The organism is Stenotrophomonas sp. ESTM1D_MKCIP4_1 (genome assembly GCF_003086895.1).
Classification (GTDB): Bacteria; Pseudomonadota; Gammaproteobacteria; order Xanthomonadales; family Xanthomonadaceae; genus Stenotrophomonas.
The window spans coordinates 913,536-928,190 of record NZ_CP026004.1 but is presented as its reverse complement, the minus strand read 5'-3'; the positions used below and the strand labels follow the sequence as shown (position 1 = coordinate 928,190).

Annotated in this window: 13 protein-coding genes; 2 read left to right on the top strand and 11 right to left on the bottom strand. The window is 66.8% G+C overall.

The genetic code is table 11. The annotated features are described in order from the left end of the window. From purF to C1924_RS04215, 6 genes are all read right to left on the bottom strand, one after another. Positions 1 to 1,467 (bottom strand): amidophosphoribosyltransferase, encoded by a 1,467-nt coding sequence (gene purF, locus C1924_RS04240; protein ID WP_108764187.1) that lies wholly within the window; start codon positions 1,465 to 1,467, stop codon positions 1 to 3. Between the two features lie 30 nt (positions 1,468 to 1,497). Beyond that, entirely contained in the window at positions 1,498 to 2,247 is a 750-nt protein-coding gene (locus C1924_RS04235) for a CvpA family protein (protein ID WP_108764186.1), read from the bottom strand. Positions 2,248 to 2,284: 37 nt separating this feature from the next. After that, positions 2,285 to 3,313, bottom strand: coding sequence for an SPOR domain-containing protein (locus C1924_RS04230; protein WP_108764185.1), 1,029 nt, complete (start codon positions 3,311 to 3,313; stop codon positions 2,285 to 2,287). 79 nt (positions 3,314 to 3,392) lie between these two features. Further along, a complete protein-coding gene (folC, locus tag C1924_RS04225; protein WP_108764184.1) occupies positions 3,393 to 4,664 on the bottom strand; it encodes a bifunctional tetrahydrofolate synthase/dihydrofolate synthase in 1,272 nt (423 codons plus the stop codon). 34 nt (positions 4,665 to 4,698) lie between these two features. Beyond that, positions 4,699 to 5,343 carry a histidine phosphatase family protein gene (locus C1924_RS04220; protein WP_108764183.1) on the bottom strand — a complete coding sequence of 215 codons (645 nt, stop codon included), beginning with the start codon at positions 5,341 to 5,343 and terminating at the stop codon, positions 4,699 to 4,701. Positions 5,344 to 5,588: 245 nt separating this feature from the next. After that, entirely contained in the window at positions 5,589 to 7,751 is a 2,163-nt protein-coding gene (locus tag C1924_RS04215; protein ID WP_108764182.1) for a S46 family peptidase, read from the bottom strand. 309 nt (positions 7,752 to 8,060) lie between these two features. Here C1924_RS04215 and tdh point away from each other — a divergent pair, with 309 nt between their 5' ends. Next, a complete protein-coding gene (gene tdh, locus C1924_RS04210) occupies positions 8,061 to 9,083 on the top strand; it encodes an L-threonine 3-dehydrogenase (RefSeq protein WP_108766964.1) in 1,023 nt (340 codons plus the stop codon). A gap of 159 nt (positions 9,084 to 9,242) precedes the next feature. Here the strand turns inward: tdh and C1924_RS04205 are convergent, their stop codons facing one another. Next, positions 9,243 to 9,944 (bottom strand): TorF family putative porin, encoded by a 702-nt coding sequence (locus C1924_RS04205; protein WP_108764181.1) that lies wholly within the window; start codon positions 9,942 to 9,944, stop codon positions 9,243 to 9,245. Between the two features lie 192 nt (positions 9,945 to 10,136). Between C1924_RS04205 and kbl the strand changes: the two genes are divergently transcribed. Further along, positions 10,137 to 11,348 (top strand): glycine C-acetyltransferase, encoded by a 1,212-nt coding sequence (gene kbl / locus C1924_RS04200; RefSeq protein WP_108764180.1) that lies wholly within the window; start codon positions 10,137 to 10,139, stop codon positions 11,346 to 11,348. Positions 11,349 to 11,455: 107 nt separating this feature from the next. Here kbl and C1924_RS04195 read toward each other — a convergent pair whose 3' ends face one another. The 4 genes from C1924_RS04195 to C1924_RS04180 all read right to left on the bottom strand — a co-directional run bounded on the left by C1924_RS04195 (position 11,456) and on the right by C1924_RS04180 (position 14,531). Next, positions 11,456 to 11,791 carry a hypothetical protein gene (locus C1924_RS04195; RefSeq protein WP_108764179.1) on the bottom strand — a complete coding sequence of 112 codons (336 nt, stop codon included), beginning with the start codon at positions 11,789 to 11,791 and terminating at the stop codon, positions 11,456 to 11,458. 86 nt (positions 11,792 to 11,877) lie between these two features. Then, a complete protein-coding gene (locus C1924_RS04190; protein WP_174208938.1) occupies positions 11,878 to 12,687 on the bottom strand; it encodes a pseudouridine synthase in 810 nt (269 codons plus the stop codon). Between the two features lie 20 nt (positions 12,688 to 12,707). Next, positions 12,708 to 13,220, bottom strand: coding sequence for a hypothetical protein (locus tag C1924_RS04185; protein ID WP_108764177.1), 513 nt, complete (start codon positions 13,218 to 13,220; stop codon positions 12,708 to 12,710). A 216-nt stretch (positions 13,221 to 13,436) separates the two neighbouring features. After that, positions 13,437 to 14,531, bottom strand: a complete 1,095-nt coding sequence (locus C1924_RS04180; protein WP_108764176.1) for an OmpA family protein — start codon at positions 14,529 to 14,531, stop codon at positions 13,437 to 13,439. Positions 14,532 to 14,655: the final 124 nt, after the last annotated feature.

Genomic DNA, 14,655 nt, shown 5'->3' with positions numbered 1-14,655 from the left:
TCAGGCGCGGCGCTTGTGCTTGGCGTCGTCCGAACGCAGCTGCTGGATGCGCTCGAAGTAGCCCGGCTCGATGCCCGTCGGGTAGTGGCCGTTGAAGCAGGACGAATCGAAGCTGCGTAGCGCCGTGTTGCCTTCGCTCACCGCCGCTTCCATGTCCTCGATATCCTGGTAGATCAGCCAGTCGCAGCCGAGGTGGGCTTCGATCTCTTCCACCGTGCGGTTGTGCGCCACCAGTTCCTCGGCCGCCGGCATGTCGATGCCGTAGATGTTCGGGAACCGGACTGGCGGGGCGGCGCTGGCCAGGTAGACCTTGCGCGCGCCTGCATCGCGGGCCATCTGCACGATCTGCTGGCTGGTGGTGCCGCGCACAATCGAGTCGTCCACCAGCAGCACCACGCGGTTGCGGAACTCCAGGTGGATCGGGTTGAGCTTGCGGCGCACCGACTTCACCCGCTCACCCTGCCCCGGCATGATGAAGGTGCGGCCGATGTAGCGGTTCTTGATGAAGCCCTCGCGGTACTTCACGCCGAGTACGTTGGAGATTTCCAGCGCGGCATCGCGCGAGGTGTCCGGGATCGGGATGATGGTGTCGATGTCGTGGTCCGGGCGCAGGCGCAGGATCTTCTCACCCAGCTTGATGCCCATGCGCATGCGCGCCTTGTGCACCGACACGTTGTCGATCATCGAATCGGGGCGTGCGAAGTACACGTACTCGAAGATGCACGGGGTGTGCTCGGCCGGCTCGGCGCAGATCTCCGAGAACAGTTCGCCGCGCGCGGTGATGACCAGCGCTTCGCCCGGCTGCACGTCGCGCACGCGTTGGAAGCCCAGCACGTCCAGCGCCGCCGATTCGGAGGCCACGATGTACTCGTCACCTTCGGCATGGCTGCGCTTGCCCAGCACCAGCGGGCGGATGCCATGCGGATCGCGGAAGGCGACCAGGCCCAGGCCCAGCACCACGCTGACCACCGCATAGCCGCCCTTGCAGCGGCGGTGCACGCCGGCCACGGCGCGGATCGCCGCTTCCGGGCTGAGCTGGCGCTGCTGTTCCAGTTCGTAGGCGAACACGTTCAGCAGCACTTCGCTGTCCGAATCGGTGTTGACGTTGCGGCGGTCCTGCTCGAACACCTGCTGGCGCAGGGCTTCGGTATTGATCAGGTTGCCGTTGTGGGCCAGCGCGATGCCATACGGCGAGTTCACATAGAACGGCTGCGCCTCGTCCATGCCTTCCGAACCGGCGGTCGGATAACGCACATGGGCGATGCCGACGCTGCCTTCCAGGGTGGACATGGTGCGAGCATCGAACACGTCCCGGACCAGCCCGGTGGCCTTCTGCACCCGCAGGCGGCTGCCGTTGGCGGTGGCGATGCCTGCCGCGTCCTGGCCGCGATGCTGGAGGACGGTCAAGCCGTCATACAACTGCCCGGCGACGTTCTGGTTGCCGACGATTCCGACGATGCCACACATGATGCGAGGTCTCCGCTGGGCCGTGCCCAGTTACAAGGAAGGCGGCCGTACCTGGCCTGGGGTTCCGCCCGCAGCGGGCGCGGGCCGTGCCGGACGCTCGGGCGCCGGCTCGATGCTGCTGGGCAGTGCCGAAGCCGCGGCGGGCTCCTGCTGTGCGTCCACGGGCCGCGGCCATCCGCCGCCCGCCACTACCTCGTTGAGAACGCCATTATCGCCTGTCACGACCGGCTTGCCCAACACCTGCACAGCAGATGGGGCGTTTTCCGGCAGAGGCAAGGGCAGATGGTCGGGCAGCAGGCCCTCCAGCGGCAGGCTTTCCCCCCACGCGGGCAGCTGTGCCTGCATCCAGACGACGGCCGGCTGCAGCAGCGGGCGCAGCTGCGACTGCTGCCATGACGGCTCGCCCGGCAGCGCGGTGAATCCGGCCAGCAGCAACAGCACGCTGGCGAGCAGCAGCCCACGCAGCAGGCCCAGTGCGCCGCCCAGCAGGCGATCCACGCCGCCCAGCAGGGAGAGTTTGATGGCCGCCTTGAGCAGCAGGCCCAGCAGCCCCACCACCACGACGGTGGCGATGAAGACGCCCAGGTAACCGGCAAGGTAGTGACCACTGCCGGGCGCCTGCGGGGCTGCCCAGGCGTGTGCCGCCTGGCTGCCGAACGTGAAGGCCGCCCAGCCGGCAAGCAACCAGGACAGCAGGGCTACGACGGTGCCGACGAAGCCACGCATGAGGCCGAACAGTACCGAAGCGGCAATCAGCACGCCCAGCACGATGTCGATCACGCCGCCCTCTCCTGCCTGCGGCGGGTGATCGGCCGCGTCATGGGTGCGGGCGCACCATGCCGGCCACACCGACCTTGGCGGCGACCTGCGCCTTCAACTGCTCAGCGTCGGCGCGGTTGGCCACCGGCCCCACGCGTACACGATGCAGGGTGCCCTTCTCGGTCCGCACCTGTTCGACGAAGGCGCTGAAGCCGGCGGCACGGACCTTGTCGCGCAGCGCATTGGCATCGTTGGCCTGGCCGAACGCACCCAGCTGAACGGCGAAGCCGACACTGCTGGCGGCCGGGGCCGCCGGCGTGGCCGGTGCATCGGGCTTGCTCGCCGTCGCCTCCGGCTTCGGCTTGGCCGGCTCGGGCTTGGGCTGGGGCTTGGGTGCTTCCGGCTTGGGTGCTGGCGGCGTCGCAACGGTCGCGGTGCTGGCCGGCAGGCTTTCGCTGTGCACCGGGTTGCCGGCAGTCGACGGCGACGGCGCAGCGACCGGGGTGCTGGCGCTGGGCGCAGACGGGGTTGCGGCAACCGCCGTCGACGGGGCCGTGCTGGCATCCAGGGTGATCACCTCGGCCTTCACGTCGCCTCGCACCTTCACCGCCTGCAGGCGGGCGGCCTCGGCCTCGGCGCGGTCGGCATACGGCCCGACGCGTACACGCCAGGCCGGGCGGCCATTGATTGACGCGGTTTCGCTGAAGCCCGGCAGCTGCGAACGCTTGAGGTAGGCGATGACCGCATCGGCGTCGGCCTGGCTGCCGTAGGCACCGAAGGTAACCGCGTAGTTGCCGGCGGCTACTGCCGGCGACGTATCGACGGTCGGCGGAGCAGCCGGTGCGGCGGCCTCTTCGACCGGCCTGGCCTGGCCGCTCTGCAGCCCGGTGGCGCCACCGGCCGGCGCGACCAGCGGCAGTTCGCGGGTCTCGAACTGGCCATCGCCCGGCGCGTCCGGCGCAGCAAGGGGCACATTGGCCACGCCGCTGTCCGGGGCAGGCCCCTTGACCAGCATCGGCAGGAAGATCACGGCCAAGGCCACCAGGACGATGGCACCAATCAGACGCTGTTTCAGGGGCGTATCCACGTGAGGCAGGCGACAGGCTGGAGTTGGGTCGATTATACGGGTGCCGGCCGCAACGGCGTCGGCACTGGCTGAACGTGGATCAGGGGTGATCCTGCAACCACTGCAGCGCGGCAGCGGCGGTATGGAACGAGCCGAACACCAGCACCCGGTCACCGCTTTCGGCCTGGGCCAGCACCTGCTGCAGCGCCAGATCAACGCTGTCGGCCAGTCCGGCCGTGGCGGCCGGGGTATCGACCAGGCGCGAGCGCAGCTGCTGCGCGGTCTGCCCACGCGGGCCTTCCAGGCCGGCCAGGGTCCACTGCGCGACGCTGTCCTGCAGCGCCTGCACCACACCGGCGGCGTCCTTGTCCTGCAACGCCGCGTACACCGCCAGGGTGCGGCCGGGCATCACTTCGGCGTTCAGCGCGCGGGCCAGCTGGCCTGCAGCCTGCGGGTTGTGGCCGACGTCCACGCGGATCTGCACGCCATCACGCTCGAAGGCCTGCATGCGGCCTGCAATGCGCGCGGCGGCGACACCGGCCGCCCAGGCCGAACGCGGCACCGGACGGTCCAGCGCGCGCAGGGCGGCGATGGCCGCACCGGCATTGGCCAGCTGGATTGGACCGGCCAGGGCCGGGGTCGGCAGTTCCATGCGCAGGCCGACATCGCGCCAGCGCCAGCGCTGCGCGTCGATCGGTTCGTAGAAGTAATCACTGCCACCGCGGATCGCATTGGCGCCCACCAGGTAGGCGCGCGCCAGCACACTGGATGGCGGATCGGTCTCGCCCAGGATGACCGGCTTCCAGCCGCGGATGATGCCGGCCTTCTCCGCGCCGATCGCCTCGCGGTCTTCGCCCAGCCACTCGGCATGGTCGATGTCCACGGTGGTGATGACCGACACGTCCGCATCGATGATGTTGACCGCATCCAGGCGCCCACCCAGCCCCACTTCAAGCACCGCCAGGTCCAGCCCGGCATCGGCGAACAGCTGCAGCGCGGCCAGTGTGCCGTACTCGAAATAGGTCAGGGTGATGTCACCCCGCGCCGCTTCCACCGTGTTGAACGCCGTGACCAGTGCGGCATCGTCAACCTCCTGGCCATCAATGCGCACCCGCTCGTTGTAGCGCAGCAGGTGCGGCGAGGTGTACGCGCCGACCTTCCAGCCGGCGGCACGACCGATGGCCTCGATGAAGGCAACCGTGGAGCCTTTGCCATTGGTTCCACCGACCACGATGGTGTGCTTGGCCGGTGTCCCCAGTCCCATCGCGGTGGCCACGGCGCGGACGCGCTCCAGGCCCATGTCGATGGTCGCCGGGTGTTGGCGTTCGATGTAATCCAGCCAATCGGCCAGGGTGGTCGGGGTGTTCGTCACGGCAGGGGTTCCGGCAGAAGCAGGTGGTTCGGGATCAGAGGGCGCGGTGCTTGGCTTCGCCGAAGAACGGCGTGTGGTGGGCGCAATCGTTCAGGCGGACGACTTCCAGGCTGTCGATGTCGGCGCCTTCCAGCAGATTCAGCGTGGTCGGTGCCTGGCGGAAGGTCCACAGGCGGGAGATCGGCAGACCCAGCACCTTGCACAGGATCACCCGGTTGACCGCGTCATGTGCGACCACCAGCAGGGTGTCGTCCTCACCCAGGCCTTCGGCGGCACGCGCCAGGCCCCGCCAGCTGCGTTCCAGCACCAGCCGCAGCGATTCGCCGCCGGGCATCAGCACGGTATCGGGTTCTTCACGCCAGGCCTTCAGGCGTGACGGATCTTTTTCATTGATCTCGCTGGCCAGCAGGCCTTCCCACTCACCGTGGGCGATTTCCTGCAGATCCGGTTCGGTCTGCAGCATGCCGGCGCGGTCGGCGCCAAGAGCGAGCTGGGCGGTCAGCTGGGCGCGCGACAGCGGCGACGCCACCGCACGGGCGATGTCCACCGAAGCGAGACGGGCGCCCAGCGCCTGGGCCTGGGCTTCGCCGATGGGCGAAAGCGGGATGTCGATCTGGCCTTGGTAGCGGCCTTCGGCGTTCCACGGCGTTTCGCCGTGACGGGCAAGCAGGATGCGCATGCGAACAAGGGGTCCTGGGGGGAGGAGGTTTCCGCGCTTCGTTCACATCCTGTGAAGTACGCGGAACAGGGATGATACCTGTTCGGCGGACCGGGCCGGTCGGGGCATGAAAAAACCCCGCGACCGGGGTCGCGGGGTTGGTAGATCCACGCCATGCGTGGATGGGCGTTCAGTAGATCCACGCCATGCGTGGATGAACCACCGACCCGGCCTGCCGGGGTTGCCGGCCAGCGGCCGGCACGACCTTACTTCGCCAGGTTCAGCTCCTTCAGCAGCTGCGGCGCCGGCGCCACTTCCTGCATGATCCACTGCATGTAGCGGCTGTCCACGGCAATCATGCGGGTCATCACCGGGTCGAACACCCAGTTGGAGCTGACCGATTCCCAGTTGCCGTCAAAGGCCAGGCCGACCAGCTTGCCGTGCGCATCCAGCACCGGCGAACCGGAGTTGCCGCCGGTGATGTCCAGGTTGGACAGGAAGTTCACCGGCACCGAACCGATGCGCTTGTCTTCCAGGCCACCGTAACGCTTGGCCTTGACCGCAGCGAGCAGTGCCTTCGGCGAATCGAAGGGATCTTCACCGGTTTCCTTCGCGGCCACGCCTTCCAGGGTGGTGAACGGGGTGTACTGCACGCCGTCCTTGCCGTAGCCCATCACATTGCCGAAGGTGATGCGCAGCGACAGGTTGGCATCGGGGTACACGAACTCGCCCTGGCTCTTCTTGTAGTCCGCCACGGCCTGCAGGTACAGCGGACGCGCGGTCAGCGATTCGCCTTCACGGATCTTGCGCTGTTCTTCCTGCTTCAGCAGCGCCGGCATGACGGCCACCGCATACTGGATGGCCGGGTCGGTACTGGCTTCAAAGGCGGCGCGGTCGGCGTTGAACCACTTCAGACGCGCGTCCAGGCCACCCAGTTCGGTGCCCGACAGCTTGACCACCAGCGACTTCACGGCGGCGGCATCGCTGCCCCCCAGCCAGGTGTTCAGCACGGCGTTGTCGCGCTGTGCGGCCGGCAGGGCCACGTACTGGTCCAGCCAGTAGGTCTGCAGCTGCTGGTCCATCTTCGCCACGTAGCGGCGGTCCATCTGCTTCAGGCCACCTTCGATGGTGGTCAGGTCGCGCTGCTGGTAGCCCGCTTCGCGCTCGGCATCCGGCTTGGCGCGCTCGATCGACAGGCGGTACAAGGTGATGGCGGCGCTGACCGCCGAAGTGTTGTTGAACTGCGACACGAACAGATCGCGCTCACGCGTGGCCTTGCTGGTATCCAGGTGCTTGAGCAGCTGGGCATGCGCGGCCAGGGCCGGCTTGCCGGCGGCACCCTGCTTCTTCAGCCAGGCCAGCACGGCTGCTTCTTCGGCCTGCTTCTGGCCGGCTGCGTCGATGCGCTTGAAGCCTTCCAGCTGGCCCAGGTAATTCTTGGCCACGTTGTTCATGCTGGCGGCGGTGGCGGCGTACTTCACCTTCACGTCCGGGTCGGCCTTGCCGGCCTCGTCGATCATCTTCAGCACCGCGTTGTAGTGCCGGGCGATGGTCGGGTAGGTGAAGCTGGCGGTCTCGTTGAACTCACCGGCCAGGGCATAGCGGTTGGTGCGGCCCGGGTAGCCGGCCACCATCACGAAGTCGTCGGCACCCAGCGGCTGGTCGGCGAACTTCAGGAAGTGCTTGGGCTGGTACGGCACGTTGTCGGCCGAGAACGCCGCCGGCTTGCCATCCTTGCCGACGTAGGCGCGGTAGAACGAGAAATCGCCGGTGTGGCGCGGCCACATCCAGTTGTCGATGTCGCCACCAAACTTGCCGACGCTGCCCGGGGGCGCGTAGACCAGGCGCACATCCTTGATTTCCATGTTGCGGAACAGGCGGTAGGTGTTACCACCGCTGAACGAGTACAGGCGGCAACGGAAGCCGGCATCGGCTTCACAGGCGGCCACCTGGGCCTTGTCGAAGGCATCCAGCGCGCGGCTGCGGGCCAGCGGGTCCTTGCCGGCCGCTGCGATGGCCGCCTTGGCCTGGGCGGTGACGTCGGTGATCTGGTCGAGCACGAACACGCGCGCGTTCGGGCCGGCGCTCAGTTCGTCCTTCAGGGTCGGTGCGTTGAAGCCATCCTTGATCAGGTTCTTCTGCGCGGTCGAATTGAGCTGGATGGCACCGTAGGCGCAGTGGTGGTTGGTGACCACCAGGCCCTGCGGGGAAACGAAGCTGGCGGTGCAGCCGCCGAGTGCGACCACCGCGCCCATCGGGTCGCCGGTCAGGTCGGCCAGCTGTTCAGGGGACAGCTTCAGGCCGGCCTTCTGCAGCGGACCGGCGATTTCCGGCAGCTGCTGCGGCACCCACATGCCTTCGGCGGCATGGGCGACCTGGACCAGCCCGAGGCTGGCGACGACGGAGAAAGCAAGCAGGTTCGAGCGCATGGAGCGGCCCCTGGTGAAAGAACCGCCGAGTGTAGCCCAGCCCCTGCCCCGCCCCGATCCCCGGAAGTCATGGGCTGGCCCGCCCCCCTATCCGGGCGGATGGCCTCCGCGCTCCCTTAGGGCCTCCGGAGGGCGCGTGGCCACCCCCGGGGGAAGGCAGGCGCCGCCGTTCGCGCAGCGTGCGAAACGCCCACCCTCCCCGTCCTTTCGTTCCGCCAAAGCACCCGCAGCGCAACATGGGAATTCCGCGCAGGCCTCTATAATCCGCAGTTTCCCCCTGATGAGTTCCACCCGATGGCGCAGCAAACGATGAAGGCCCTGGTCAAGCGCGAAGCAGCCAAGGGCATCTGGCTCGAAGAGGTTCCGGTGCCGACCCCGGGCCCGAACGAGGTCCTGATCAAGCTGGAAAAGACCGCCATCTGCGGCACCGACCTGCACATCTACCTGTGGGACGAATGGAGCCAGCGCACCATCAAGCCGGGCCTGACCATCGGCCACGAATTCGTGGGCCGCATCGCCGAACTCGGCTCGGCCGTCACCGGCTATGAAGTCGGCCAGCGCGTGTCGGCCGAAGGCCACATCGTGTGCGGCCACTGCCGCAACTGCCGCGGCGGCCGCCCGCACCTGTGCCCGAACACCGTCGGCATCGGCGTGAACGTCAACGGCGCCTTCGCCGAATACATGGTGATGCCGGCCAGCAACCTGTGGCCGATCCCCGACCAGATCCCGTCCGAACTGGCCGCGTTCTTCGACCCCTACGGCAACGCCGCGCACTGCGCGCTGGAATTCGACGTGATCGGTGAAGACGTGCTGATCACCGGTGCCGGCCCGATCGGCATCATCGCCGCCGGCATCTGCAAGCACATCGGCGCGCGCAACGTGGTGGTCACCGACGTCAACGACTTCCGCCTGAAGCTGGCCGCCGACATGGGCGCGACCCGCGTGGTCAATGTCACCAACACGTCGCTGAAGGACGTGATGAAGGAACTGCACATGGAGGGCTTCGACGTGGGCCTGGAAATGAGCGGCAATCCGCGCGCCTTCAACGACATGCTGGACTGCATGTACCACGGCGGCAAGATCGCCATGCTCGGCATCATGCCCAAGGGCGCCGGCTGCGACTGGGACAAGATCATCTTCAAGGGCCTGACCGTGCAGGGCATCTACGGCCGCAAGATGTACGAGACTTGGTACAAGATGACCCAGCTGGTGCTGTCCGGTTTCCCGCTGGGCAAGGTCATGACCCACCAGCTGCCGATCGACGATTTCCAGAAGGGCTTCGACCTGATGGAAGAAGGCAAGGCCGGCAAGGTCGTCCTGAGCTGGAACTGACCCTTCGGGTCAGTTCTCCCGCAGGCTTCCTTATCCCCGCGCCTTCGGCGCGCCCCCTTGAACAACAAGGGGGCTCTTCCCCAGCCGGGGTCAGGAATGCTGCTGGAATGAAAAAGGCGCCCATCGGGCGCCTTTTTCGTGGGCCTCAGCCAGGCCGGATCACTTGCCGACCGATACCGTCAGCACCACGCGGTTGTCGGCCAGCTTGCCCGAGTTGTCGCGGCCATTGCCATCGGTGCCGTAGAAGCCCAGGCCAACATTGACCAGGCCGATGGCGCGGCTGACGCCGATGTTGAAATCGGTGTAGTCCTTGGCCAGGCCATGTTCAAAGGTGCTGCGGCCGACATTGGCGGTGATCGCGAAGTCGTTCGGCAGCGGCCACTCGCCACCCACGGCGTAGTACCAGCCATCGGTGCTGCTGTTCCACACGTCGTTGCTGTAGGCCACGGTGACGTTGTAGTACTTGGCGAAGCTGGTCTTGGTGATCAGCTCGTTGTAGGCCAGGTCGCTGGCACCCGGGTAGGTGTAACGGTTGACCATCACGTCGAAGTTCACGTTCTCGCTGACGTCGATGTTGTAGCCGACGAAGTAGTCCACCTCGAAGTCCGGGCTGCCATCCCCGAAGTCCACGCCCGAACCCCAGACGCCTGCATACAGGCCCACGGGCGAGGTATAGGTGAAGCCCGCCTGGCCGGTGGGATTCTCGTCGGTCTGCGACACACCACGGAACACGTAATCGGAGACACCGGTGATGTTCCAGCTGAACGGCGATTCGGCTTCGTCCTGCGCACTGGCGGCAAACGGGGCAAGCAGGGCGGCGCAGAGCACAACGGCGGCGGTACAGCGCGTGGCGTGGTTCATGCGGGGTCTCTCCAGACGTGGGGGTGGGCAGTACGACGGGGTTTACGGTTTTTTAACCGGATTGATATTGCGATGCAACAATCACGTATGCAACTGTTGTCCGGCCCCGCCCCGGGCCAGACACCGCGCCGGTCCCCGGAACAGGCGCCGGCAGGTAAAATCACTGGTTTCCCGTGCCGAAGACTGCCTGCCATGAGCGACGCCACCGCTGCCCCGCTGACCCAGCACTACGTTGAAGAACTGGAGTCGATCCGCGCCCAGGGCCTGTTCAAGTCCGAACGGATCATCACCAGCCCCCAGTCGGCCGAGATCACCCTGGACGATGGCCGCACGGTGCTCAACTTCTGCGCCAACAACTACCTGGGCCTGGCCGACCATCCGGACCTGATCCAGGCGGCCAAGGATGCCCTGGATACCCACGGTTTCGGCATGGCCTCGGTGCGCTTCATCTGCGGCACCCAGGACCTGCACAAGCAGCTGGAAAAGCAGATCGCCGACTTCTTCGGCAAGCAGGACACCATCCTGTACGCGGCGTGCTTCGATGCCAACGGTGGCCTGTTCGAGCCGCTGCTCGGCGAGAACGACGCGATCATCTCCGATTCGCTCAACCACGCCTCGATCATCGACGGCGTGCGCCTGTGCAAGGCCAAGCGCTTCCGCTACGCCAACTGCGACATGGCCGACCTGGAAGCACAGCTGCAGGCCGCCGATGCTGCCGGCTGCAGGACCAAGCTGATCACCACCGACGGCGTGTTCTCGATGGACGGCTTCATCGCCCCGCTGGACGAGATCACCGCGCTGGCGAAGAAGTACAACGCGCTGGTGCACATCGACGAATGCCATGCCACCGGCTTCCTCGGTGCCACCGGCCGCGGTTCGGCCGAAGTGAAGGGCGTGCTGGAGAAGATCGACATCATCACCGGCACCCTGGGCAAGGCCATGGGCGGCGCGCTGGGTGGCTTTACCTGCGCCAGCGCCGAAGTGATCGAACTGCTGCGCCAGCGTTCGCGCCCGTACCTGTTCTCCAACTCGCTGCCGCCGCATGTGGTCGCCGCCGGCATCAAGGCCTTCGAGATGCTCGCCGCCGCTGACGACCTGCGCAGCACGCTGGTGGACAACACCCGCTACTTCCGCGAAAAGATGGTGGCCGCTGGTTTCGACGTGAAGCCGGGCGTGCACCCGATCAGCCCGGTCATGCTGTACGACGCACCGCTGGCGCAGAAATTCGCCGAGCGCCTGCTCGAGGAAGGCATCTACGCGATCGGCTTCTTCTTCCCGGTGGTTCCCAAGGGCCAGGCGCGCATCCGCACCCAGATCAGCGCTGCGCATACCCGCGAACACCTGGACCGCGCCATCGATGCCTTCACCCGCATCGGCCTGGAACTGGGCGTGATCAAGGGCTGACAAGCGCCGGGGTCGGATCCCTTTCCGCCGGGAAGGACTCTGACCCCATCACCCGATGCGTGCCGACCAAGGTCGGCACGTGCCAGGGGCGCAGCGCGCGATACGCGTCACTTCTTCTTTTTCTTCTTGTCCTTGGGCTCGTCCTTGCTGGCCACCACCACCGGCGTGGCGGCGGCGTCCGCGGCATTGCCCTTGGCCACGCGGATGCCGTTGGCCTTCATCCAGGCATCGAACTCATCGGCGGTCATCTTGCGGTCGCCGTCACTCATCATGAAGCGGTAACTGCCGCGGCCGTCCAGTTCCGGGGTTTTCACTTCCACCACCGGCGTTTCCACCGGGGTTTCTGCCTTGGCCACCTTCTTGTGGCCGCCACAGGCGGTCAGCACGGCAAGCGGCAGCAACAGGCCGGCGCAGCGCAGGGTTCGGTCGAGGGTCGGGTACATGGGCACGCTCCGTTCAAGTCAATCGAAAGCCAGACGCCCCCTACGCCTGGAACGGTGGCCGGCGGCTGCCGGCCGTGGGCCGGACTTCAGCCCGGCGCAGCGGCCCCCAGCCGCTGCTGGTCACTGACCTCCAGCACCCGCCACTGGCCCTTGCCGAGATCGCCGAGCGCCAGCCCACCGATCGCAACCCGGACCAGGCGCAGCACCTGCAGGTCGAAGGCCGCCAGCAGGCGGCGGATATGACGGTTGCGGCCCTCTTCCAGCACCACTTCCAGCCATGCGGTCTTGTCGCCGCTGCGCAGCACGCGCACGGCACGGGCGACCAGGAACTCGCCCTCGTCGTCGATGCCGGCCTGCAGCGCGGCCAGCGCGGCCTCGTCCGGCAGGCGGTCGATCTGTACGTGGTAGGTCTTGTCCGGCCCGGTCTGCGGGTCGGTCAGGCGCGCCGCCCACTGCGGATCGTTGCTGAACAGCAGCAGGCCTTCGCTGGCCTTGTCCAGCCGCCCGACCGGCGCGATCCAGGGCAGGCCCGCGCCATCGAAGCAGCGGTAGACGGTGTCGCGGCCGCGCTCGTCCTGCACAGTGGTCACCACCCCGCGCGGCTTGTTGAGCATCAGGTACAGGCGCTGCGGCGCGCCCAAGGGCTGGCCATCCACTTCAATCGGCGGTGCCGGCTGTGCAATTGGAAACTCGGGATCACGGACGATGCGTCCGGATACCCGCACGCGACCTTCGGCGATCCAGCGTGTGGCTTCGGTGCGCGAACAGATCCCCGCCTTGGACAGCACGCGCGCCAGGCCATGGCGGACACCGGCAGGTGCGGCAGCGGGTTTCGCACGCCCACGCGGGGCGTGGGAGCGGGCGGCGGGGGCGGCAGGAGGGCGGCGCGTGCGCAAGCCTCTGCTCCCCGCGCGGCTTACTTCTTCTCGCCCGGCTTGGTATCAGCCGGTGCTTCGGTGGGGGCCGGGGTCACAGCGGCCGCAGGTGCCGGTCGCGCCTTGACCACACGCACGCCGCGCGCCTTCATCCAGGCGTCGAACTCTTCGGCGGTCATGCGCTTGCCGTTCTGGCTCATGTCAAAACGCCAGGGGGTGTTGTCGAACTCGGTCTGCGGCTTGTACGCGGCCGGATCGTTCGGCTTCACCGCCGGTGCGCTGGGAATGGCCTTGGCGATGTTCTGGCAGCCGTCAATGCGCAGGCGCTGCAGCACCTGGTCCAGCGACTGCGAGGGGTCGTAGCTACTGCCCAGCACGCCGGCAGACATGCCCAGCTGGGTACCGCGGATGTAGAGCTCATCAGCCACCGGCGCGATGGCCGTGGCCGGCAGGGGCAGCGGCGAGGCGCTGGTGTTGACCGAGCAATCGACCGCCGCGTGGGCGACGGGAACCAGGGCCAGCGCCAGGACGGCGGCCGATGCAGAGCGCAGCATGAGGGGCATCCACGAAAGGAAGTGACGCGGCGAGTTTAGCAATGCCGCGACAGCTTTCAAGCGCCACTTTCAATGAATACGCCAACTCATTGGTTTTGTGGGCAAAATGCCGACGAACGGTTGTTTACAGGCAGGCGCCGCGTTTTCGCAGGCCACAAACAACAGGACCCGGCCGAAGCCGGGTCCTGCAGTGTCTTACTGGCGGAGCGTCAGAACTTAGTTCTGGACGTTCAGCTCGGTACGACGGTTCTTGGCGCGACCTTCCGGGTTATCCGAACCATCCGGGTTGGTGTTCGGAGCAATCGGACGGCTCTCGCCGTAGCCGATCGGGCCCTGCAGACGGCTGGCGTCCACACCGTTCTGGGTCAGGTAGTTGTACACGGCGGTGGCGCGACGCTCGGACAGCTTCTGGTTGTAAGCGTCGGTACCCTTCGAGTCGGTGTGACCGGCCACTTCAACGCGCAGATCCGGGTAACGCTTCAGGATTTCCGAAGCTTCCGACAGGATGGCCACGGCGTCCGGACGCAGGTTCGACTTGTCGAAGTCGAAGTTGACGCCCTTCAGGTCGATCGAAACCGGCACCGGGCAACCGTCCGGACCGATGGTCTGACCCGGCTGCGAGTTCGGGCACTTGTCGTCGCAGTTGTTGACGCCGTCACCGTCGTCATCCAGGTCGGCGCAGCTCGGGGCAACCGGAGCCGGAGCCGGAGCAACAGCAGCCACCGGGGCCGGGCCCAGCGGGATCACGACGCCGACCGAAGCCAGCACGTCGCCGAACCAGCTTTCGTTCGGAGCGGCAACGCTCTGGTCGTCGAAGTCAGCGCGGTAGGCCACTTCGGCGCGGACAGCAACGCGCTTTTCAAAGGTGGTCTGCAGACCGACGCCCAGCTTGGCCGACAGGTTGCCGTCCTTGCGCTCACGCGGACCGTTGTTGTTGACGGCAGCGTACTCTTCTTCCGACTTCTGGTAGCCCAGGCCACCGACGATGTACGGGTTCCAGCCGCGGCCTTCCTTGATGAAGTGGCGACGCATGTCGAACGACACGCCGTACTGCGACCAGTTCAGATCCTGGTTGGCGTCGAAATTCGGGTTCTGGTAGTTCAGCTCACCGTCCAGCGACCAGTTCGGGCTGATGAACTTACCCAGGCCCAGGGTGACGAACGGAGCATCGTTGGTCAGACGGTCGCTGTCCTGGAAGTTGAAGCCGGCCGAACCGGTCAGGTACCAGCGGTCATCGAACTCCTGCGCGGACGCAGCCTGGGCGAAAGCCAGACCACCCAGCAGCGCGGCAGTAAGGATCTTCTTGTTCATTGAGTACAGCTCCTATTTCGGGGGTATGAAACCGGTAGAGGCATGGGCCAGCACTACTGCGTCGAGGTTCGACAGCCGATTCAGCACGCCACCGCCGCGAACATTATGCTCAGGCGGGTGAAGG

Excerpts from the sequence above, each read along its gene's own strand:
- purF (WP_108764187.1), bottom strand. The coding sequence starts at position 1,467 with ATGTGTGGCATCGTCGGAATCGTCGGCAACCAGAACGTCGCCGGGCAG.
- C1924_RS04220 (WP_108764183.1), bottom strand. The coding sequence starts at position 5,343 with ATGCGCATCCTGCTTGCCCGTCACGGCGAAACGCCGTGGAACGCCGAA.
- C1924_RS04215 (WP_108764182.1), bottom strand. The coding sequence starts at position 7,751 with ATGCGCTCGAACCTGCTTGCTTTCTCCGTCGTCGCCAGCCTCGGGCTG.
- tdh (WP_108766964.1), top strand. The coding sequence starts at position 8,061 with ATGAAGGCCCTGGTCAAGCGCGAAGCAGCCAAGGGCATCTGGCTCGAA.
- C1924_RS04205 (WP_108764181.1), bottom strand. The coding sequence starts at position 9,944 with ATGAACCACGCCACGCGCTGTACCGCCGCCGTTGTGCTCTGCGCCGCC.
- kbl (WP_108764180.1), top strand. The coding sequence starts at position 10,137 with ATGAGCGACGCCACCGCTGCCCCGCTGACCCAGCACTACGTTGAAGAA.
- C1924_RS04195 (WP_108764179.1), bottom strand. The coding sequence starts at position 11,791 with ATGTACCCGACCCTCGACCGAACCCTGCGCTGCGCCGGCCTGTTGCTG.
- C1924_RS04185 (WP_108764177.1), bottom strand. The coding sequence starts at position 13,220 with ATGCTGCGCTCTGCATCGGCCGCCGTCCTGGCGCTGGCCCTGGTTCCC.
- C1924_RS04180 (WP_108764176.1), bottom strand. The coding sequence starts at position 14,531 with ATGAACAAGAAGATCCTTACTGCCGCGCTGCTGGGTGGTCTGGCTTTC.